The organism is Saccharopolyspora erythraea, assembly GCF_018141105.1.
Classification (GTDB): Bacteria; Actinomycetota; Actinomycetes; order Mycobacteriales; family Pseudonocardiaceae; genus Saccharopolyspora_D; species Saccharopolyspora_D erythraea_A.
On sequence record NZ_CP054839.1, the window covers coordinates 3,773,473 to 3,794,578 of the forward strand.

The 21,106-nt window shown below is 72.4% G+C and carries 20 protein-coding genes; 14 read left to right on the top strand and 6 right to left on the bottom strand.

The window, feature by feature from the left end:
• The first annotated feature begins 8 nt into the window (after positions 1 to 8).
• The 6 genes from HUO13_RS17315 (at position 9) to HUO13_RS17340 (ending at position 5,795) form a co-directional block, all read left to right on the top strand.
• Positions 9 to 311 carry a hypothetical protein gene (locus tag HUO13_RS17315; protein WP_211902341.1) on the top strand — a complete coding sequence of 101 codons (303 nt, stop codon included), beginning with the start codon at positions 9 to 11 and terminating at the stop codon, positions 309 to 311.
• Positions 312 to 330: 19 nt separating this feature from the next.
• Positions 331 to 1,218, top strand: coding sequence for a U32 family peptidase (locus tag HUO13_RS17320; protein ID WP_432757859.1), 888 nt, complete (start codon positions 331 to 333; stop codon positions 1,216 to 1,218).
• Positions 1,219 to 1,235: 17 nt separating this feature from the next.
• Complete coding sequence (locus HUO13_RS17325; protein WP_211902343.1) at positions 1,236 to 2,393, top strand: mandelate racemase/muconate lactonizing enzyme family protein; 1,158 nt, start codon at positions 1,236 to 1,238, stop codon at positions 2,391 to 2,393.
• The gene (locus HUO13_RS17330; protein WP_249124955.1) at positions 2,390 to 3,418 is read left to right on the top strand and encodes a zinc-dependent alcohol dehydrogenase; all 1,029 of its coding nucleotides are present in this window, start codon (positions 2,390 to 2,392) and stop codon (positions 3,416 to 3,418) included. The genes HUO13_RS17325 and HUO13_RS17330 overlap by 4 nt, the downstream gene beginning before the upstream one ends.
• Positions 3,419 to 3,438: 20 nt before the next feature.
• Positions 3,439 to 4,299, top strand: a complete 861-nt coding sequence (locus tag HUO13_RS17335; RefSeq protein WP_211902344.1) for an SMP-30/gluconolactonase/LRE family protein — start codon at positions 3,439 to 3,441, stop codon at positions 4,297 to 4,299.
• 326 nt (positions 4,300 to 4,625) lie between these two features.
• Positions 4,626 to 5,795, top strand: a complete 1,170-nt coding sequence (locus HUO13_RS17340) for an MFS transporter (protein WP_211902345.1) — start codon at positions 4,626 to 4,628, stop codon at positions 5,793 to 5,795.
• 225 nt (positions 5,796 to 6,020) lie between these two features.
• Here HUO13_RS17340 and HUO13_RS17345 read toward each other — a convergent pair whose 3' ends face one another.
• The 5 genes from HUO13_RS17345 to HUO13_RS17365 are packed head-to-tail and all read right to left on the bottom strand — an operon-like array spanning position 6,021 to position 10,853.
• Positions 6,021 to 7,109, bottom strand: coding sequence for an amidinotransferase (locus HUO13_RS17345; protein WP_249124956.1), 1,089 nt, complete (start codon positions 7,107 to 7,109; stop codon positions 6,021 to 6,023).
• Between the two features lie 59 nt (positions 7,110 to 7,168).
• On the bottom strand, positions 7,169 to 7,561 hold the full coding sequence (gene speD, locus HUO13_RS17350; RefSeq protein ID WP_211902346.1) for an adenosylmethionine decarboxylase: 393 nt from the start codon (positions 7,559 to 7,561) through the stop codon (positions 7,169 to 7,171).
• A complete protein-coding gene (locus tag HUO13_RS17355; protein WP_211902347.1) occupies positions 7,554 to 8,777 on the bottom strand; it encodes a type III PLP-dependent enzyme in 1,224 nt (407 codons plus the stop codon). The genes speD and HUO13_RS17355 overlap by 8 nt, the downstream gene beginning before the upstream one ends.
• Positions 8,774 to 9,778: a GNAT family N-acetyltransferase gene (locus tag HUO13_RS17360; protein WP_211902348.1), complete on the bottom strand. Its 1,005-nt coding sequence runs from the start codon at positions 9,776 to 9,778 to the stop codon at positions 8,774 to 8,776. Before HUO13_RS17360 ends, HUO13_RS17355 begins: the two co-directional genes overlap by 4 nt.
• Positions 9,771 to 10,853 (bottom strand): dimethylarginine dimethylaminohydrolase family protein, encoded by a 1,083-nt coding sequence (locus HUO13_RS17365; protein WP_211902349.1) that lies wholly within the window; start codon positions 10,851 to 10,853, stop codon positions 9,771 to 9,773. Before HUO13_RS17365 ends, HUO13_RS17360 begins: the two co-directional genes overlap by 8 nt.
• A gap of 1,054 nt (positions 10,854 to 11,907) precedes the next feature.
• On the opposite strand from HUO13_RS17365, the gene hpnC reads away from it, so the two are divergent.
• The 8 genes from hpnC to HUO13_RS17405 are packed head-to-tail and all read left to right on the top strand — an operon-like array spanning position 11,908 to position 20,359.
• Positions 11,908 to 12,804, top strand: coding sequence for a squalene synthase HpnC (gene hpnC, locus HUO13_RS17370; protein WP_249124957.1), 897 nt, complete (start codon positions 11,908 to 11,910; stop codon positions 12,802 to 12,804).
• Positions 12,801 to 13,673: a presqualene diphosphate synthase HpnD gene (gene hpnD, locus HUO13_RS17375; protein WP_211902351.1), complete on the top strand. Its 873-nt coding sequence runs from the start codon at positions 12,801 to 12,803 to the stop codon at positions 13,671 to 13,673. The genes hpnC and hpnD overlap by 4 nt, the downstream gene beginning before the upstream one ends.
• Positions 13,670 to 15,034 carry a hydroxysqualene dehydroxylase HpnE gene (gene hpnE, locus HUO13_RS17380; protein ID WP_211902352.1) on the top strand — a complete coding sequence of 455 codons (1,365 nt, stop codon included), beginning with the start codon at positions 13,670 to 13,672 and terminating at the stop codon, positions 15,032 to 15,034. The genes hpnD and hpnE overlap by 4 nt, the downstream gene beginning before the upstream one ends.
• Positions 15,031 to 16,044 (top strand): polyprenyl synthetase family protein, encoded by a 1,014-nt coding sequence (locus HUO13_RS17385; protein ID WP_211902353.1) that lies wholly within the window; start codon positions 15,031 to 15,033, stop codon positions 16,042 to 16,044. The genes hpnE and HUO13_RS17385 overlap by 4 nt, the downstream gene beginning before the upstream one ends.
• Positions 16,041 to 17,954 carry a squalene--hopene cyclase gene (shc, locus tag HUO13_RS17390; protein WP_211902354.1) on the top strand — a complete coding sequence of 638 codons (1,914 nt, stop codon included), beginning with the start codon at positions 16,041 to 16,043 and terminating at the stop codon, positions 17,952 to 17,954. The genes HUO13_RS17385 and shc overlap by 4 nt, the downstream gene beginning before the upstream one ends.
• Entirely contained in the window at positions 17,951 to 18,619 is a 669-nt protein-coding gene (locus tag HUO13_RS17395) for a hypothetical protein (protein ID WP_211902355.1), read from the top strand. Before shc ends, HUO13_RS17395 begins: the two co-directional genes overlap by 4 nt.
• Positions 18,600 to 19,601, top strand: a complete 1,002-nt coding sequence (gene hpnH / locus HUO13_RS17400) for an adenosyl-hopene transferase HpnH (RefSeq protein WP_211902356.1) — start codon at positions 18,600 to 18,602, stop codon at positions 19,599 to 19,601. The genes HUO13_RS17395 and hpnH overlap by 20 nt, the downstream gene beginning before the upstream one ends.
• A 44-nt stretch (positions 19,602 to 19,645) precedes the next feature.
• A complete protein-coding gene (locus tag HUO13_RS17405; RefSeq protein WP_249124958.1) occupies positions 19,646 to 20,359 on the top strand; it encodes a VC0807 family protein in 714 nt (237 codons plus the stop codon).
• Positions 20,360 to 20,367: 8 nt separating this feature from the next.
• On the opposite strand, the gene HUO13_RS17410 is transcribed toward HUO13_RS17405, so the two are convergent.
• Complete coding sequence (locus HUO13_RS17410) at positions 20,368 to 21,105, bottom strand: SDR family NAD(P)-dependent oxidoreductase (protein ID WP_211902357.1); 738 nt, start codon at positions 21,103 to 21,105, stop codon at positions 20,368 to 20,370.
• Position 21,106 lies beyond the last annotated feature (1 nt).

Consider the following 21,106-nt stretch of genomic DNA (forward strand, 5'->3'; position numbering starts at 1 on the left):
GGCGAGAGATGCCGGAAGACGACCGCTCCGCCAGCGTCGCGGAGCTGGAGACGCAGTCGGGCACCGCGGCCAAGCTGTTCGACGTTCGCACGGTGATCGGCGGGCTGTTCCTGGTCTACGGCCTGCTGATCGGCGGCGCCGGGTTGTTCCCGGACGAGGCCGGTCTGGCGAAGTCGCAGGGCATCAACATCAACCTGTGGACCGGCCTGGCGATGCTGGTCGTGGGTGGCCTGTTCGTGCTGTGGCTGCTGTTGCGCCCGCTCAGGCACGACACCGGCGGAGAGGAGACCGGCAGTGCTGAGAACCCGTGAGTTCCTGCGGTCGCTGGGAATGCCCCAGGACGATGCGGCCGCGACGAGCGCGAAGCGCTTCCCCGACGGCGCGCAGTACCGGGTGGAGATCCCGAGCACCGAAAGCCCCGAGGTGCTCGAGGCGGTGCTCGACGAGGCGTCGCGCCGAGACGTCGTCGTGCACCGCATCTCCCAGGGCAGCGGCGGAATGCTGCTCACCGACGGCGAACTGCGCGGCATGGCCGTCGCTGCCGCCGGGCGTTCGGTCGAGCTCAGCCTGTTCGCCAGGCCGCTGGCGGGCTGGGACACCGGCGCGATGGCCCTCGCGCCCGGGGGCGGTCCGGTCGCGGCCCAGGCGCGCGGCACCGAGCAGCTCGTCCACGTGCTCGAGGACATCCGCCGCACCGCCGAGGCCGGAATCCGATCGGTGCTGATCACCGATCTTGGCGTGCTGAAGGTCGCCGCGAAGATGCGCGAGCAAGGCGACCTCCCGCCCGGGATGCGGTTCAAGATCAGCGTGCAGATGGGGCTGGCCAACCCGGTCTCCGTGCGCATCGCCGAGGACCTCGGCGCCGACAGCTACAACGTGCCGACCGACCTCAGCACCGGCCAGCTGGCCTCGATCCGCGCGGTCGCCGACCTGCCGCTGGACGTCTACGTCGAGTCACCCGACGACATGGGCGGGTTCGTGCGCCACCACGAGATCGCCGAGATCGTGCGGGTGGCCGCTCCCGTGTACGTCAAGTTCGGCCTGCGCAACGCCCCGAACATCTACCCCAGCGGAACGCACCTGACGCCCACGGCGGTGGCGCTGGCCCGGGAGCGGGTGCGTCGCGCGCAGATCGGCCTCGGCCTGCTCGACCGCTACGCGCCCGAGGCGAAGGCGTCGCCCCTGCCCGCCGACGACCTGGCCGTCCCGCGCCCGTGAAAACCGGAAGGCAGCACATGAAGATCACCCACGTCGACTCCTTCGTCCTCGGCACGCCGTGGCGGGACCTGACCTACGTCCGGGTCCGCACCGACGAGGGCCTCGTCGGTGTCGGCGAGACCCGGATGCTCGGCCACACCGAGGCCCTGCGCGGCTATCTGCGCGAGGCCGCCGAGCGGCACGTGATCGGCTCGGACCCCTTCGACATCGAGTCCCTGGTGTGGCGGATGAAGCACGGCGACTACGGCCGCGCGGGCGAGATCGCGATGTCGGGCATCGCCTGCGTCGAGATGGCCTGCTGGGACATCATCGGCAAGGCCCTCGGCCAGCCGGTCTGGCGGTTGCTCGGCGGCAGGGTCCGCGACCGCGTCAAGGCCTACGCCAATGGCTGGTACACCGTCGAGCGCACCCCCGAGGAGTTCCACGGCGCGGCACGGCGGGTCGTCGAGCGCGGGTACCGCGCGCTGAAGTTCGACCCGTTCGGGCCCGGCAGGTGGGAGCTGGAGCCCGCGGAGCGGCGCCGCTCGGTGGAGCTGGTGGAGGCGGTGCGCGACGCCGTCGGCCCGGACGTGGAGATCCTGGTCGAGATGCACGGGAGGTTCACCCCCGCCGAGGCGGTGCGCATCGCGGGTGAGCTGAGCCGCTTCGACCCGGGCTGGATCGAGGAGCCGGTGCCGCCGGAGAACTTCGAGGCGCTGTCCAAGGTCGCCCGTCAGGTGAACATCCCCGTGGCCACGGGAGAGCGGGTCCACGACCGCATCGAGTACCGCGAGCTGTTCGCCCGCCAGGCGGCCGACGTCATCCAGCCCGACATCGGGCACTTCGGCGGCATCCTCGAGACCCGCAAGGTCGCCGCCACCGCAGAGACGCACTACGTCCTGGTGGCACCGCACAACGTCGGCGGCGCCGTGCTGACCGCCGCGAACCTGCACCTGGCGGCGGTGGCTACCAACTTCAAGATCCAGGAGCACTTCAACGACTTCGCCGACCAGCACGTCAAGCAGGCCGCCCCGGGCCTGCCGGAGGTGGTCGACGGCTACTTCGAGCTGCCGGAGGCCCCGGGCCTGGGCGTCGAGCTGGACGTCGACTTCGTGCTCGAGCACCCGCCGGCGGGCGCGCACTTCGACCTCTACGCCGAGGACTGGCAGTTCCGCGGGACCAAGGGGTCCGAGTGACAGAGTTCCGGACGACACCGCGCGCAGTCGTCATCGACAGACCCGGACAGCTACGGGTCGAATCCGCCGAGCCGCGCCCGCCCGGCCCGGGAGAGGCGCTCGTGCGGGTGGCGTGGAGCGGCATCTGCGGCTCGGACCGCGAGGTGTTCACCGGGCGGCGCCCGGCCGAGTTCGTCCGCTACCCCGTGGTTCCCGGCCACGAGTGGTCGGGAACGGTCGTCGAGGTCGGCGCCGGCGTGGCGGGCGAGCTGGTCGGCCGCCACGTCGTGGGCGAGGGTTTCCGCAACTGCCAGGTGTGCGACGCGTGCCGCCGGGGGCAGAACAACCTCTGCAGCGGCGGGTACGACGAGACCGGCTTCACCCGGCCGGGAGCGTGGGCCGACCACCTCACGCTCCCGGCGCGGCTGCTGCACGTGCTGCCGGACAACGCGGACCTGCGGGCCGCCGCGGTGCTCGAACCGGCCGCGTGCGTGGCCGAAGCGTGCCTCAGGCTGGCCACCGAGGCCGGCGAGCGGGTCGCGGTCGTGGGCGGGGGCAGCCTGGGGCTGCTGGCCACCCAGTTGCTCGCGGCCGCCTCACCGGCGGAACTGGTGGTCGTCGACCCCGAGTCCTCTCGCGCGGACCTCGCGACCGAGTGCGGCGCCACGACCTGGACCAGCCCGGAGGAGGCCCAGCGCCGTTCCGGCCGCTTCGACGCGGTCCTCGAAGCCGCCGGGGCGCCGGATACGGCGGACCTGGCGACCAGGCTGGCGAGAAGCGGCGGCAGAGTCGTGCTGACCGGTGTGCCCGCCGGCGACGAGCGCTCGCTGTCGCCGAGTCACCTCCTGCTCTCCCAGATCACCCTGCACACGGTCTTCGGCGCCCCCTCCCGCGCGTGGACCCACGCGGTGCGTGCGTTCGCCGGTGGTCTGCTCGATCCGGCGCGGATCATCAGCCGCGAGTTCGGTCTCGACGACGCCGCCGAGGCGTTGCGCGTTCTCGGTGCCGAGCGGCAGCGGACGGTGAAGGTGCTGCTTCGTCCCTGACTTCGCACTGGAGGTTCTCGTTGCCGTCCGAACACGACGTCGTGCAGGTCACCGACCCCTGCGCCCATCACGGTGAAGGCCCGGTGTGGCATCCGGAGTGGCCAGGGCTCCGCTGGGTCGACATGCTCGCCGGGGACGTCCTCACCCTGGAGCCGGCGGGCCAGGTGCACCGGGCCCACGTGGGTTCCGTCGTGGCTGCGCTACGGCCCCGGCGAGGTGGTGGCGCGGTGCTGGCGCTGGAGCGGGGGTTCGCCCTCGGCGATGCCGGGCTGACCGAGATCCGCGCGCTCGGCGAGCTGTGGAGCGACCCGGCCGTCAGGATGAACGAGGGCGGATGCGACCCCGAGGGCCGCTTCTACTGCGGATCGATGTCCTACACCGCCGAGCCCGGCCGAGGAGCTTTGTACCGATTGGACACCGACGGTGCCGTCTCGACGGTGCTCGGCGGTGTCACGATCTCCAACGGCCTCGCATGGAGCCCGGACGGGACATCGGCCTACTACGTGGACACGCCGACACAACGCGTCGACGTCTTCGACCACGTCGACGGCACACTGCGCAACCGACGGCCCGTCGTCCGCATCGAGCCGGAGCTCGGCGCTCCCGACGGCCTGACGGTCGATGCCGAAGGACACCTGTGGGTCGCGCTGTGGGGTGGTGGTGCGGTGCATCGGTACTCACCCGAAGGCAGGCTGGTCGACCGGATCGGCGTGCCGGCTTCCCAGGTGACCGCGTGCACCTTCGGCGGCCCCGGCCTGACCGACCTGTTCGTCACCACATCGCGGGTGGAGGCCGACCTCCGGCGGCACCCGCTGTCGGGAGCGCTGTTCCGCGTACCCGGCGCGGGCAGGGGAACGCCCGTCCGCGAGTACGGCGGGTAGGGGAGGTCGGCAGCGCGCACGGTCCATGGCTCGCAGATTCGCCGGAGTCGGGTCGTCGCAATGGGATAGGCGGGGCAGAACAGCCGTCCGCCGATCCGTCCCGTCGTGCGCTGCCTGCGGGGCCGGGCGATCTTTTGTGTGTCGGTACTCATGTGTTGTGGCGGAACCGGCGTGCAAGAGCGAGGTTGTAGCTCGGAGCGAGGGGGTTCGCGGATGGTGGAACCGGCGGTACCGCTGATGACCGGGAGTGCGGTGGCGTGCGATCGCGGGTGGGCGAGCATCGCTCACCGGTCGCCTGCCGGGCTGCAGATCCCCGCGGAGCCGGCATGACCGCCCGGCCACGGGTCTGGGCGCTGCTCGCGCACGCCGCCCTGACCCAGCTCATCACCTTCGTGCTGCGGCCCGCGATGTCGTATCGGGCGCTGGAGCTGGAGGTTCCCGCCTCCTGGCTCGGCCTGCTCTCGGGCACCTTCGCCCTGGTGCCGCTCGTGCTCGCGCTGCCTGCCGGGCACGTCGTGGACCGGATCGGGGAGCGCCGCGTGATGGTCGCGGGCAGCCTGCTGATGTGCGCGGCGGGCGCGGTGCTGCTGTTGCTCGGTGGCAGCGTGCCGGGCCTGCTGGCTGGCAGTGTCGTGCTGGGCACCGCGCATCTGGGGGCGGTGGTCGCGCAGCAGGCGCTGGTGGCCAACACGTCCGGATCAGGGCGGATGGACACGGCGTTCGGCTACTACACCTTCGCCGCCTCGCTGGGGCAGGCGGCGGGCCCGGGACTGATCGTCCTGTTCGGAGGGTCTCAGGCGATTCCCGACACCACGCCGATCTTCCAGGGCGCCACCGCGATCGCGGTCGTGCTGTTCGCGCTGTCCTTCGTCGTCGGGTCCGGCGGTGCGCCGCGGCGTCCGGAGGCCGCCGAACGCGTCGGCGTCCGCACGCTCCTGCGGTTGCCGGGTCTGGGCCGGGCGCTGTTCACCAGCTGCGTCGTGCTGGCCGCGGTGGACATCTCGCTGGTCTACCTGCCCGCGCTGGGCGCCGAACGAGACATCGCGTCCGGGCTGATCGGCGCACTGCTCGTCCTGCGCGCGGCGGCGTCGATGGTCTCGCGGCTGTTCCTCGGCAGGCTGGCGGCCCGGCTCGGCCGCCGCAGGCTGCTGGTGCTGAGCGTGCTGATGTCGGCCGCGGGCCTGGCGGCCGCGGCGGCCCCGGTGCCGGTCTGGCTGCTGGCCACCGCCGTCACCGCCGCGGGTTTCGGCCTCGGCGTCGGCCAGCCGCTGACGATGTCGTGGCTGGCCGAGTCCGCCCCCGCGGGCACCCGGGGCCTGGCGATGTCGTTGCGGCTGACCGGCAACCGGGCCGGTCAGGTCGTCGTCCCGGGCGCGGTGGGCCTGGTCGCCGCGGGGCTCGGCGCGGCGGGCGTCCTGTTCGTCACCGCGGCGGGCCTGGCCTGGACCGGGTTCCTGGCGCGGAAGCTGTCGGTGGACCGGCCCGCGCAGGACTGACCTCGCGGTTCGGCGCCGCGACCCGCTGGTACCCGCGATCCGGCGGACGACGTGCCGCCGTGGCCGTGATCGCCGTGCTCGTGGTGCGCCGGCGGTCCAGGCGGACGGCCGCCGCGGCATGAGCCCCAGGCCGGGCCGCGGCTGGGAGTTCCAGCAGCTGCTGTCCACCGCGGATGCCCACAGGCTGACGGGGTGTGCTGCGGGCGCAGCACACCCACCGGTCCCTCAACCGCGGCGCACGTCGAGCGTGGCGCAGTGGAAGGACCCGCCGAAGGTCTGGAAGTGCTTGAACGGCAACGGGATCGGCTCGAAGCCCCACTTGCGCAGGTGCGCGGCGAAGTCCTCCTCCGCCGCCTCCACCAGCACGTGCCGCTCGTCGAGCATCAGCACGTTGCAGTGGATCCACTGGCTGGTGTAGTAGAGCGGGTGCGCCGCGGGCAGCTGCGAAGGTGGCGGCACGAGCACCTCCCACCCGGCGAAGACGTCGGGCAGCCTCGACACCCACGCCTCGTTGACCAGCACCCGGCCCTCGCCCATGGGCAGCAGCGTGGTGTCGATGTGCATCGGGCCGTCGTCGTCGAAGACGTAGGTGAGCACCCGGTACTCCGGCCCGAGGTGCCGTTGCAGCCAGCGGACCCCGGTGCGGTTGGTGACGTGGCTGAGCTGGCCCACGACCACCCCGCCGCCGATGCGGACGAAGTCGGCGGCGTCGAACAGCGGCTCGTCCTCGTTGATCACCGGGTCGAACTCGTCGCGGTCCTCGATGCGGTCGTCGCACCACGTGGTGTCGCGCAGCTGCGGTTTGGGCGCCGCGGTCCAGCGGGCGCCGCGTTCGAAGTAGTCCCGCAGGATCGGCCGGAACGCGAAGGTCTCGAAGTAGCGGGACCGCCACGCCATCGGAGTCTCCACGACGAGGTCGTCGATGGCGAACAGGCTGTCGCGCGGCATCGCCGAGTGGAAGCCGCCGCCGGTGGAGAAGTGCGGGGTGACCACCGGCCGGTGGTGGTCCACCGGCTCCGGGCGGCGCACCACCACGCCCTGGCGTTCCAGGAAGTCGGCCAGGCCGTCCACCTCGCGCCGGGCCAGTTCCACCAGCTCCGCCGGGAACCGGCGGCCCGCCCAGCCCGTCAGCGGGGCCCGGCCGTGCCGCGGGACCACGGCCCGCGCGGAGGGGTCCCACTCCGGGACGCGCATGTCGTCGACGATGCCGACGATCACCTCGCGCAACGGCTCCCATTCGGTGGCGACCCGCACCGGTGACGCGCTCTGCCGCGGCTGGTCCACGACCGGTTCCTGCAACTGCCAACTGCTCAAAGGAGTCTCCCATCCTCACGGCTACCTGCTGCCCGGCCGGCTGGCCCGGGGGCAAGGGATCAACTGACGGGGTCCGCCAGCGCGTGCGCCGGTCGAGTACCGCGCCGCAGGGTGCGCAGCTGCCCGACGGAGGCGTCCAGCGCACGCACGAGCAGCCGCACCGCCAGTTCCGGGTCCGCGGTGCTGCCGCAGGTGAACGCGTCCACGAACGCGGCGCCGAACTCCGGGTAGGTGTGCACGGACGCGTGCGACTCCGTCAGCATCGCGAGCACGGTCACGCCCTGCGGCTGGAACCGGTGGGAGCTCATCCCGCACACGGTGGCGCCCGCCGCGCCCAGCGCCTCTCCCAGCGCCCGGCGCAGGAACTCCTCGTCGTCGAGCAGTTCCGACTCGACCGACACCAGTTCGGCGATCACGTGCCTGCCTGCGAAGCGGTGCTCGCGGTCAGCCATGGCGGGCCACCTCGCCCACCGGCTCGCCGTCGGGTCCCAAGTGGACGGTCGGCAGCGGTGGGAAGCCGTTGAACCCGACGGTGGCGCAGCTGGCGGTGTACGCGCCCGCGGCGAGCACGTCCACGTGGTCTCCCGCGTGGAGGTCCAGCGGCAGGTGGTAGGTGTTGCGCTCGTACAGCACGTCGTCGCCGTCGCAGGTGGGCCCGGCGAGCACGACCGGCCCGGTGGGGCCGCCGTCGTGCGGCGTCGCCAGCGCGTAGGTGATGAACTCGTCCTCGGTCTCGGTCAGCCCGTTGTGCCTGCCCACGTCCAGATACACCCAGCGGTGCCGGTGCTCGTAGGCCTTGCGGGACACCAGCACGACCTCGCTGCGAAGCACACCGGCGTCGGCGACCACGGCCCTTCCCGGCTCCAGCACGACCTCCGGCCGCGCCGCGCCGAAGTACCGGTCGAGGTACTCCTCGATCGCGGCCGCGTACTCGGCGAGCGGCGGCGCGCCGTCGCGGTAGGCCGCCGGGAGCCCGCCGCCGAGGTCCAGCGTCGTCAAAAGGACGCCCGATTCGGCCAGCCGGTCCATCAGCCGGGCGCTGGTGGCGATGCCGTGCTCCCACGCGCGCGGGTCGAGCTGCTGGGTGCCCACGTGGAACGACAACCCGCGCGGTCGCAGCCCGAGCCTGCCCGCGCGGCGCAGCAACGACTCCGCCAGCTCCGGCTCGCAGCCGAACTTGCGGCCGAACGGCGTGCTCGCCCCGGGCGGCTCGGCGAAGACCCGGCAGAGCACGTCGGAACCCGGAGCCTCGGCGGCCACGTTGACCAGGTCCGGCTCACTGTCCACTGTGAACAATCGGAGGCCGAGGTCGTGAACGCGCGCCACGTCCGACGCCTTCTTGACAGTGTTGCCGTAGGACAGCAGGTCCGGTGCCGCGCCGGCTTCCAGGCACAGCTCCGCCTCGGCCGGACTGGCCACGTCGAACGACGCGCCGAGACCGGCCAGCAGCGACACCACCTCCGGCGCGGGGTTGGCCTTCACCGCGTAGTGCAGCACTGCGGAAGGGAACAGCCGCGTGAGTTGCCCGAAGCGGTGGGCGATCGTCGGCAGGTCCACCACCAGGCACGGCGTCGGCGGCCGGTGGCGGTCCAGGAAACCGCGAAGCCTGCGGTGCACCGCCTCCACCGGTTCGGCCGCCGGGCCGGCGGCGAGCAGGTCGTCGATCACGCGTGTTCTCCCTCCGCGGCCACGGCAGCGCCGCGCTCGTGTCCGAGCGGATCGCCTTCGTGGAGCACCCAGGTGATGCAGTCGTCGCGCCGCGGGTCGTAGACACCGATGCGCTCGAACACGCGCAGCGCGCCCGTCGGATTGGCCGAGTCCACCGAGAACGCCATCCCGACGTAGCCGCGTGCCCGCGCCACCCGGTCGTTCTCGGCGAGCAGCACCCGGTCCAGGAAGCGGCCGCGGAATCCTGGTCGTGTGCCGATGTACTCGACCTTGAGGTCCCGCTGCCCCGTGGCGTGCGGGCTGGCGTCGTGGGCGTAGGACAGCAGGTGCGCGACCACCACCCCGCGCGCGTCGAGCACCACGAACGACAGCTCGGGCAGGAAGGAGGCGCAGCCGGTGAAGTCGCGCCGCCAGCGGTCCCGGTCGACGTGGCCGTCCTCGAGCTGCCCGGTGAACGCGTCGTTGTGCGCCGCGCGCACCGCCTCGTCCAGGTCGGTGGTGTAGGCCCGCAGCACCAGTCCGTCGGGCAGCGAGGGCGCTGGCAAGGGCGGCACGCTCTCCAGCCGGGAGTACACCTCGTGGTACAGCAGGTCGGGGCGCAGTCCCCGTTGCGTCACCAGTTTCCTGTGCGCCTCGTTGTGCTCGGCGCACCACACGCCGATCCGTTGTGGCCGGGGCGGGCGCTGGGCCACTCGTGCCACCGCCCAGTCGAGCAGCCGGCCGCCCAGGCCTTGGCCTCGGTGGCCGGGGTGCACGCCTCCTTCGATGTCGCACCGGTTCCCGTCGGCGGCGGGCCGCACGATCGAGCAGCCCACGAGCGCCGGGCCCGCGAAGACGCCCATCGAGTCTTCCTCGTCGATGCCTGGAGCGGCCAGGGTGCGAACGAAGTCGGCGGTGTCGACGTGGTCCACCGGCCGGTCCCGGTGCGGGATGGCGCGCATCAACGCCGCCCACGCCAGCGCGTCGGCGGCCCGCAGCGGCCGCCACGTCAGCTCAGGCATCCTGCTTGCTCCGCTGCTCGCCGGCCGGGGTGCCGGGCTGGACGACCAGTCGCGGGCCGCTGCCTGCGGTCGCCGCCGGCTCCGGATCCACCGCGTCAGCGGGCGGACGACTCGCCGGCCGGTCGTAGGAGTACCGGTTGAGGTGCATCACCATGCAGGAGAGGTCCGCGCCGCCCTTGTGGTACTCGCTGAGGTCGATGTGGGTGACGCCGAGCCCGTGCGCGTCGGCGATCGCGGCCAGCTCGTCGTTCTTCGCGCTCTCCATCCGGTGCTCCTCGGTGCCCGGACGCATGCCGTGCAGGTTCGAGCCGTTGACCACCGTGCGGTCCAGCCGCACCGAGTTGCACAGGCCGATGCGGCTGGACGCCATGGACACGTCGATGATCTCGGTGTGCCGGGCGAGCTCGTCCAGTTCGCGCGTCGTGAACGCCTCGGTGCACACCAGCGTGTGCTCGCGCGTCAGCGGGAAGACGCAGCAGTCGAGGTGGTACAGGTAGGGATCGGTCATCTCCACGCGCACGATCCGCATGTCGAAGGTCCGCTCGAACCAGTCGTGGACCGCCGGGTCCGAGCGCATCCCCCAGCCGCCGACGTAGACGTTGCCGTGCAGGTGCTTCAGGTCCGCCTCGCCCTCGAAGCGGTGCGGTGCCACGTGCGTGCGATAGCCCATCGACTCGAAGAAGCCCACCCCGACCTCGGTCTCGCCGCGCCGGGGAGCGGAGGTGAAGTTCGCGACGACCACGTCGTCGCCGTCGGGCAGGTGGTCCAGGGCGATGCCCAGGTTCGCGGTGAACACGAGGTCCTGCAGACCGCTCGTGCGCGGTGTCGGCAGCACGTACACCAGCGCGTGCTCGGCCAGGCACGCCTGGAGCCGCAGGAACTGCGCCATCGCGCGGTGGTGGTCCACCGGGCGCTCCTGCTCCGGGTACTCCCGCATCCAGATGTTGTTCGGCACCTCGGTGCTGAACGAGAACGGCGCGTTGAGCAGGAAGGCGGGATGGCGCAGCCGGGTCGGGTTCGCCGGGGCGGCGTCGCGGGCGAGTGCCGGCCGGGCGGCTTCGGGCAGCATCGTCATGCGCTTCTCCTGTCGTTCGTAGAGGCGTGCATGCGCACGGGGTGGTTCACCGCCACCAGCCGGCGTCGGGAGCGAAGTGCGGGATTCGGTGCGAAAGCAGGTCGGTTCGGGTTGCGGAAGGAGTACCGGCGGATCGGCCGGGCGGCGGAATTGCCCGCTGGTGGTGCCGCCTCTTCTTCCGCACCTCGCGCAGGGCTTTCACCACGATTTCTCCGTTTTCCGTGCGTGCGGATGCCTCTTGCGAAGTTATCGGCGATCCGGAACCGCGGCAATGCGCGCCACTCTTCGGAATGACATTCGCACTTGCCCGCAACGAATGAAAAGAATTCGCCAACGGCGGCGAGGTGAATATTCCAGTTAACCCGGAAGGGTGGCGGAATCCTTCTCCCTTCGGTCGGGCAACGTGCCCGGTGAGGCGGCCTGGATCGGTTCGGTACGCCCCGTGGTTGTCGTGGTCGAGGCGCGGTTCTCGTCGAACGTCAACGACGGACAGGGGCAGAAATAGTCCACAATAGAAATTTGCGCGTCAGCTTGACCGCGGTGGCTTCGTGGAAGCGATTCGTTTCGACGAATCCGGGCGGGGATTAATTCCGCGACGGCGCTGGAGCGCTTTGCGGTAGGCGGTGGTCGGTCGCCGGGAAACCTTCAATAGGGCGCCGGGCTGCGCTTCGAAAACGCTTAACGGCGCCGACTCGTCGCCGTGGGAACGCAAGAAGCAGCGCACCCGTCAGCCCCGCTGGGTGGCGGAGGACCCGGGCGCGGCCGTTCGCCGTGCCGAGCGGGAAAGGTTGCCGCTGCTGGTTCCGGTTGGTACCACAGCGAAGTCGGCTCCTCGTGTACGGATTCCACTGTGTGCCACGAACCAAGATTCCTTCGGTGGTAAGAGTTTCCTGTCCGAGATCCACTGAGGACATCCGCTGTCGCGCGCGCTGTTACGGCGTGCGCGGGTGGACAGCCCGTGCGACGGTGGTGCCCGGCGCCATGCGGCGGCGTGCGGGAAGCACTCTCCCCTCCGCCGGTGGGCCGCCAGGATGTTCGAGGGGGGAATCACTTGGTGGCGCAGGGCGACCACGCGCGCTTCGAGGGCGTCTTCGAGGACGACGCCCGTGCGCTGGGCGAGCTTCCGGGAGCGGCGACGCTGCTGGAGCGCATGCGGTCCGAGAACTTCCCGGTGGCCGCTGGGCTCCTGCCGCGCAGGGTTCGCCGGCACCTGGCTGCGCTCTACGGGTTCTTCCGGCTCGTCGACTACGCAGGGGACGAAGCGCCAGGCGACCGCGGCACGCTGCTGGACCTGCTGGACGCCGAGCTCGGGCGCTGCTACCAGGGCACGGCGCGGACCCCCGTCCTGCGGATGCTCGGTCCGACCGTCCGCGAGTGCGGGATTCCCCGCGAGCTGCTGGCGAAGATGATCGAGGCCAACCGGCAGGACCAGCGCGTCCGGCGCTACGAGACGTTCGACGACCTGCGCGGCTACTGCGCGCTGTCGGCCAATCCGGTCGGGGAGGCGGTCCTCCACGTGTTCGGGCGGCCAGAGCCCGCGCTGGTCTCGTTGTCCGACAAGATCTGCACCGCGTTGCAGGTGCTGGAGCACTGCCAGGACATCCGCGAGGACATCGAGCAGGGCCGGGTCTACCTGCCCGCCGAGGACCTTAAGCGCTTCGGCTGCGGTGACGACGACCTGCGCCGGACCGTTGCCCCGACCAAGCTGCGCGGCCTGATCCGCTTCGAGGTCGGCCGGGCCCGCCGCATGTTGCGCGCGGGTTCTCCCTTGGTCCACCTGCTTTCCGGCCTCGGCTCCGTCGCCGTGGCCGGGTACGTGGCGGGGGGTTGCGCCACGGCCGCGGCGTTCGAGGCGGCGGGCTACGACCCGCTCGCGGTCGACGTGCGGCCGACCCGCCTGCGCACCGCGGGGGAGTGGGCGCGGCTGTGGCTGGTGGGGGGTGGGCGATGACGGCTTCTCCGGCGCGGATTCGCGAGGCCTACGCGGAGTGCGAGCGGATCACCGGCGAGCAGGCCCGCAACTTCTCCTACGGAATCCGCCTGCTGCCCGGGCCGAAGCGGCGGGCGCTGTCGGCCGTGTACGCCTTCGCCCGGCGGGTGGACGACATCGGCGACGGCGACCTGCCCTGCGAGGAGAAGCTGCGCAGGCTCAAGCAGGCCAGGGTCGCCGTGCACTCGGCCACCGTGGACTCGTCGGACCCTGTCGTGGTGGCGCTTGCGGCCACGGCACAACGGATGCCGATCCCGCTCGCCGCCTTCGACGAGCTGATCGACGGTTGCGAGTCCGACGTGCGCGGCGCGACCTACGGCACTTTCGCCGAACTGGTGCACTACTGCCGCTGCGTGGCGGGGTCGGTCGGGCGGCTGTCGCTCGGTGTGTTCGGCGCGGCGGACCTCGCCGAGGCGCGACCGCGCGCCGACGCGCTCGGCGTGGCGCTCCAGCTCACCAACATCCTTCGGGACGTGCGGGAGGATTTCCGCAACGGACGCGTGTACCTGCCCGCCGCGGACCTGGAGCGCTTCGGGGTGGGCATGGAAGCCGACCGCGACGGAGACCTGCGCATCGACGAGCCCGGGTGGAAGGCGCTCATCGATGCGCAGGCCCAGCGCGCCGAAGTGTGGTACGCCGACGGCCTGGGGCTGCTGCCCCTGTTGGACAGGCGCAGCCGCGCGTGCTGCGCCGCCATGGCGGGCATCTACCACGAGCTGCTGCACCGCATCACCGGTGATCCCCAGCAGGCTCTGCGCGGCCGGATGTCGTTGCCCGCGTGGAAGAAAGCCGGTGTCGCGGCCCGCTCGCTGGCGGGGCGTGCCCCGTGATCGGCACCGGCGGCGGGAAGATCGTCGTGGTCGGGGCCGGGCTGGCCGGCATCACGGCCGCGCTCGACTGCGCCGACCGCGGCCACGACGTCACGCTCCTCGAAGGCCGTCCCCGGCTCGGCGGCGCCACGAGCTCGTTCCAGCGCCAGGACCTCGTCGTCGACACGGGCCAGCACGTCTTCCTGCGTTGCTACTCCGAATACGCGGCGCTGCTCGACCGCATGGGCGTCGCCGACGGGGTCGAGGTCCAGCCGCGCTTCCGCGTCCCCGTGCTGGCGCCGCTGCGGCGAGGATCGGTGTTGCGGCGGTGGAACCTGCCCGCGCCCGCGCACCTGGCTCCGGTCCTTTTCGGACACCGGATGCTGACGCTGCCCGAGCGGATTCGGGTCGCGCGCACCGCGATGGGGCTGCGAGCGCTCGACGTCGACGACCCGGAACTCGACCGGAGCAGCCTCGGCGACTGGCTGCGCGACCGCGGTGAGACGGAGCGTTCGGTCCGGCTGCTGTGGGGTCTGCTGGCGGTCGCGGCGCTCAACGCCCAACCCGACGACGCATCGATGGCGTTGGCGGCCGTGGTGTTCCGGCGCGGACTGCTGGACGGCGCGAGCAACGGCGACATCGGGTTCTACCGCCGCCCGCTGGGAGAACTGCACGGACAGGCGGCCGGGGAAGCACTCACCGCGGCAGGAGTGGACGTGCGGCTGCGCAGCACGGTCAGCGCAGTGCGCCGCGGCGGCGAGCGGTGGTCGGTGGCGGTCCGCAACGGTGGTGAGATCGGCGCGGACTCGGTGGTGGTCGCCGTGCCGCACCGCCGCGCGGCCTCGTTGCTCTCCGGGCTCGGCATGGCGGAGGCAGCGCGGTGGGAACGCCTGTCGGCGTCGCCGATCGTCAACGTGCACGTCGTCTACGACCGGCCCGTCACCGACCTGGACATGGCCGCCGTCGTCGACTCGCCGGTGCAGTTCGTGTTCGACCGCAGCCGTGCCGCGGGCGTGCGAAGGGGCCAGTACCTCGCGATCTCGCTGTCGGCGGCGGACGACTGCCTCGACACGCGGACCGCGGACCTGCGGGAGGAGTTCCTGCCCGCTCTGGGGGATCTTTTCCCCCGCGCACGCGACGCGCGGGTCCTGGACTTCTTCGTCAGCCGCGAGCCGAACGCCACCTTCCGGCAGGCGCCCGGCACGGCGGAGCTCCGGCCGCCTGCCCGCACCGGTCTGCCCGGGCTCGTGCTCGCCGGAGCGTGGACGGCGACGGGCTGGCCGGACACCACCGAAGGCGCGGTCCGCAGCGGCCGTCGAGCCGCCGAGGCCGTCGACGCCGACCTGCGCAGAGCCCGCCATGACCTGGAGGTGACCGCATGACACCGACGCTGCCGGCAGCGCTGCTGACCGCGCGGACCGCCGTCGACCCCGAGCTGCGGAAGGTCATCGGCAAGCTGGACCCGGACACCCGCGGTGTGTGCGAGTACCACTTCGGCTGGACCAACGCCGACGGGTCGCCGAACGGGGGCGGCGGCAAGGCCGTGCGGCCCGCGCTCGTGCTGCTCTCGGCGCAGGCGGTCGCCCCCAACGGTGCGCAGGCCGTACCCGCGGCGGCGGCGGTGGAGCTGGTGCACAACTTCTCGCTGCTGCACGACGACCTGCTGGACGGCGACACTTCCAGACGGCACCGCCCCACGGCGTGGACGGTGTTCGGACGCCCGGCCGCGCTGCTGGCCGGCGACGCGCTGCTCGGCCTTTCGACCGAGGTGCTGCTGGACTCGACGTCGGGGGACGCGATCGCGTCGGCACGTGCGCTGTGCGCGGCGGTGCGGAGCCTGATCGCGGGCCAGAACGCCGATCTCGACTTCGAGCACCGCCGCGACGTCACGCTCGACGAGTGCCTGCACATGGCACACGAGAAGACCGCGGCGCTGCTGGCGTGCTCGACGTCGATCGGTGCACTCCACGTCGGCGCCGCGCGCGAGACGGTGGAGCGGCTGCACGCCTTCGGCTCCGAGCTGGGGATGGCGTTCCAGCTCGTCGACGACCTCCTCGGGCTGTGGGGAGATCCCGAGGTCACCGGCAAACCGGTGCTCTCCGATCTGCGCGCCCGCAAGAAGACCGTGCCGATCGTGCACGCGCTCACCTCGGGAACCGAGGCGGGGCAGCGGCTGGGCGAGCTGTACGGCAAGGAGGAACCGCTCACCGAAGCCGAGCTGCACGAGGCCGCCGACATGGTGAGCAGGGCCGGATCGCAGCAGTGGACCCAGGACGAGTGCGAGCGCCGCCTGGCCTCGGCGCACCGGCATCTTCCCAAGTCCGCAGGCAACCCGGAGGCGGTCGAGTCGCTGACCGAGCTCGCCGAGTTCATCGTCCGGAGGCAACGTTGACCGAAGAGCTGCTCCAGCGGACCGCCGCGCCGGCCGAGGCCCTGGCCGCCGCCCGTGAACACCTGCTGTCCCTGCAACACGAGCAGGGCTGGTGGAAGGGCGAACTGGAAACCAACGTCACGATGGACGCCGAGGACCTGCTGCTGCGGCGCTTCCTCGGCATCCTCACCAAAACCGAGACCGAGCAGGCCGCGCGCTGGATCCGCTCCCGGCAACGGGCGGACGGCACGTGGGCGCAGTTCCACGGCGGGCCCGGCGACCTGTCCACCACGGTGGAGGCCTACGTCGCGCTCAAGCTCGCCGGTGACGACGTCGACTCCGAGCACATGGCCGCGGCCCGCGCCTGGATCCTGGAGCGCGGCGGCATCGAGGCGACCCGGGTGTTCACTCGCATCTGGCTGGCGCTGTTCGGCGAATGGTCCTGGGACGACCTTCCCGCCATGCCGCCTGAGCTCGTGCTGCTCCCGCCGTGGGTACCGCTGAACCTGGCGGACTGGGGCTGCTGGGCGCGGCAGACCATCGTGCCGCTCACCGTCGTGTGCACGTTGCGCCCGCGACGTGATCTCGGGGTGGGTCTGGCCGAACTGCACTCCGGCCGTCGGCGCCGGAGGAAGGTCCCGAGGCTGTCCTGTGCAGGCGCGTTCCAGGTCCTCGACCGGGCACTGCACAGCTACCAGCGGCGGCCGCTGAAGGGGTTGCGCGAGCACGCGATGCGGCGCGCCGCGGAATGGATCGTGGCGCGGCAGGAGGCCGACGGCTCCTGGGGAGGCATCCAGCCGCCATGGGTCTACTCGCTGCTGGCCCTGCACCTGCTCGGGTATCCGCTCGGCCATCCCGTGCTGCGGCAGGGTCTCGCCGGCCTGGAGCGGTTCCTCGTCCGCGAGGAGACCCCCGAGGGCACGGTCCGCAGGCTGGAGGCGTGCCAGTCCCCGGTGTGGGACACCGTGCTGAGCATGCAGGCGCTGCGCGACGCCGGGCTGGCCGCCGACCACCCGGCGCTGCGGCGGGCCGCGGACTTCGTGCTGGCCGAGGAGATCCGGGTGAAGGGCGACTGGTCGGTCCGCAGACCGGACCTCGCCCCGGGCGGGTGGGCGTTCGAGTTCGACAACGACGGCTATCCCGACATCGACGACACCGCCGAGGTCGTGCTCGCGCTGAACGGCGTCGACCACGAGCGTCCGGGGGCGGTCCGAGCCGCGATCGACCGCGGAGTGCGCTGGATGTCCGGGATGCAGTCCGCCGACGGCGGATGGGGCGCCTTCGACGCCGACAACACCCGCGAGCTCGTCAACGAGCTGCCGTTCTGCGACTTCGGTGCGGTGATCGACCCGCCGTCGGCGGACGTGACAGCCCACGTCGTGGAAGCGCTGTGCGTGCTCGGCCGCGGTGAGGGGGAGGCCGTGCGCCGGGGCGTGCGGTGGCTGCTCGACCACCAGGAACCCGACGGCTCCTGGTTCGGCCGGTGGGGCGCCAACCACGTCTACGGCACCGGCGCGGCAGTTCCGGCGCTGGTGCGCGCGGGCATGCGGCGCGACCACCTCGCGCTGCGACGCGCGGTGCGGTGGCTGGAGGTGCACCAGAACGAGGACGGCGGCTGGGGCGAGGACCTGCGCTCCTACGACGACCCGGTGTGGGTCGGCAGGGGCACGTCGACGGCCTCGCAGACGGCGTGGGCGCTGCTGGCCCTGCTGGCCGTGGACCTCCACGACACCGACGCGGTCCGCCGGGGTGTGGGCTTCCTCGCCGAGACCCAGCGCCCGGACGGGACCTGGGACGAGCCGCAGTTCACCGGAACCGGGTTCCCCGGCGACTTCTACATCAACTACCACCTCTACCGCCTGGTGTTCCCGGTGACCGCGCTCGGCCGCTACGAACAGGCGCGGCGCGGGCAGTCGGGCGGCAGCGGATGACGCCGCGACTGCTGGTGTGCGCGCCGCTGCGGGTCGAAGCACTCGCCCTGCGGGCGGGGCCGGCGCGGCGCGAGGTCCGGCGGACCGGGTACGGGCCGGTGCGCAGCGCCTGCCGGGCCGCCCGTCTGGCCGAGGAGGACGCCGACGCGTTCGCGGTCGCCGGGTTCGCGGGTGGCCTGGGGTCGGCCGTGCGCAGCGGTGACGTGATCGTCGCAAGCGAGGTCCGTGGTCCGCACGGCGCGGTCCCGTGCCCGTCGGCGCGCCTGCTGGCCGAGGAGGTCGGGCGTGGTGACCTGTTGGTGCACTGCGGGCCGGTCGTCAGCACCGGCCACGTCGTGAGCGACACCGAGCGCGCGGTGCTGGCCGCCTCCGGGGCACTCGGAGTCGACATGGAGTCGCTGTGGCTGGCCCGCGCCGCCGCCGGGCGGCCGCTGGCGGTCGTGCGCGTGGTCGTCGACACGGCGGACGAGCCGCTCGCCGGCGTTGGCACGGTCCGGCGGGGGATCAAGGCGCTCTGCCGTCTCCGCGAGCTCGGCCCGGCGCTGGACCGGTGGGCCAGGGCGGTGTGCCCGGAGCCTCCTGCCGGCACCGCGGACCCGGCCACCGGGGGCAACGTCGGCTTCGGCATCGCGAAGGAGGTGCCCGATGGGAATCCCGGTCCGTGAGGCGCTCCGCGTCGGCGCCCATCTGGTCAAGCAGCGGCTCAGGCGGCGGGAGAAGTTCGCCCTCACCCTGGAGCTGGAGCCGTTGTTCGCCTGCAACCTCGCCTGCGCGGGGTGCGGCAAGATCCAGCACCCCGCCGGAGTGCTCAAGCGGCGAATGCCGGTGGAGCAGGCGCTGGCGGCGGTCGAGGAGTGCGGCGCGCCGGTGGTGTCGATCGCCGGTGGCGAGCCGCTGATGCACCCGGAGATCGGCGTCCTGGTCGCCGAGCTGGTGCGGCGCAAGAAGTTCGTCTACCTGTGCACGAACGCCCTGCTGATGCCCCGCAAGATCGACGAGCTGCGGCCCTCGCCCTACTTCTCGTGGGCGGTGCACATCGACGGGCTGGAGCAGCGCCACGACGAGTCGGTGTGCAAGCAGGGCGTGTTCGCCCAGGCGGTGGACAACGTGCGGGAGGCGCAGCGGCGCGGGTTCCGGGTGACCACGAACAGCACTTTCTTCACCAGCGACACACCGGCATCGGTGATCGAGGTCCTCAACTTCCTCAACGACGAGCTGCGCGTCGACCGCATGATGCTGTCGCCGGCCTACGCCTACGACAAGGCTCCCGACCAGGAGCACTTCCTCGGGGTGGCCGAAACCAGGGAGCTGTTCTCCAAGGTCTTCGCCGACGGCCGCCGCGGGGGCTGGCGGTTCAACCACTCGCCGCGGTTCCTGGACTTCCTGGCGGGAGAGGTCGACTTCGCCTGCACCGCGTGGGCGATCCCGTCGTACTCGCTGTACGGGTGGCAACGGCCCTGCTACCTGATGTCGGACGGCTACGCCCAGACCTACCGGGAGCTGCTGGAGGAGACCGACTGGTCGGCCTACGGCCGGGGCCGCGACCCGCGGTGCGCCAACTGCATGGCCCACTGCGGCTACGAGCCGACCGCGGTGCTGGCCACGATGGGGTCCCTGCGGGAGTCGATTCGCGCACTGCGGTCCTGAACGGGCTGGACACGAGCCCGTGACGCCGTACAGTGGTCCGCGACGTGCCCCCGACCGACGGCCAGGGACGCATGTTCCGGCCGGGTGAGGACAGACCGATCCACCGCCCCCACGTCGTGCACCTCGACGGTCTCGCATCGCACCTGTGGCACGCCGCCAAGCACCTCGGCGAAACGGTGTTCGTGCCCCTGCTGCTGTTCTACGTGCTGTTCCGGCTCACCGACCTGACCGGTGGTCTGCTGGCCGCGCTCGGCTGGGCGCTGGCCGCCCTGGTGGTCCGGCTGGTGCTGCGCGCCCCCGTCCCGATGGTGCTGTGGGCGACCACCGCGCTGCTCGTCGCCCGCACCGCGCTGGGGTTCGCGACCGGCAGTTCGTTCGTGTACTTCCTGGAGCCCAGCCTGCAGAACTTCCTGCTCGCGCTGGCGCTGCTGGTGACCCTGCGGCTGGAGAACCCCTTCCTGGTCAAGCTCGCGGGCGACTTCTGCGTCCTGCCGCCGGAGCTGATCGGCAACACGCGCGTGCAGTGGTTCTTCCGGCGGGTGTCGGTGCTGTGGGCGGCGGTCTTCACGGTCAACGGCCTGACGACGCTGTGGGCGCTCGCCCAGGCCACGATCGACCACTTCCTGCTCGTGAGCACGGTCGGATCGTTCGGCCTGGTCGCCGTCGCCGCGGTGGCGTCGCTGCTGTGGTTCCGCCGCGAGCTGCGGGGCGAGGGCATCCAGCTGCGGTTCGGCCGCAGGCCCGCCGCCGCGGGGTAGCGGCGCGGTCACCCGGCGCGACGGGCGGCGCGGTGGAAGGCGCCCGGGAAGGCACCGTGGAGCCGGGCGGCCGCCGACAGCCAGCGCGGTACGAACACTTCGGCGCGCTCCCTCCGCACGCCGTCGAGCACGGCGCCTGCCACCGCGGCCGGCGCGACCATCCGCGGGAACCCGCGGGCGTAGGGACGGCCGCGGTTGCCGAAGAACGGTGTGCGCACGGCTCCGGGGAACACCGTGGTGACACCGACGCCCCGCGTCGCCGCCTGGAACCGGACGCTCGCGGCGAAGGCCCGCAGTCCGCCCTTGGTCGCCGCGTACACCTCTTCGTCGCGCACCCCGACGACCGCGATCGACGAGACGAACACGACGTGGCCCCGCCGCCGCTGCGACATCCCGGGCAGGGCGGCCTGGGTGAGCAGCACCGGTGCCGTCAGGTTGAGCGCCACCAGGCCGGTGACGCGGTCGGGCGGCATCGCGGTGAGGTCTCCGGCCCAGCCGACGCCCGCGCTGTGCACGAGCAGGTCGGCGTCGCGGGCCGCTTCGGCCACGTGCCGCAGCTGCGCCGGGTCGGTCAGGTCGGCCACCACTGACCGGGCGCCCGTCCGCTCGGCGACCTCGGCCAGGCGGTGCTCGTCCCGGCCGGTGACCACCAGCCGGCAGCCCGCCGCCGCCAGAGCCGTGGCCGTGGCCGCGCCGATGCCGGACGACGCGCCCGTCACCAGCGCGGTGCGCCCGCGCATCTCCATC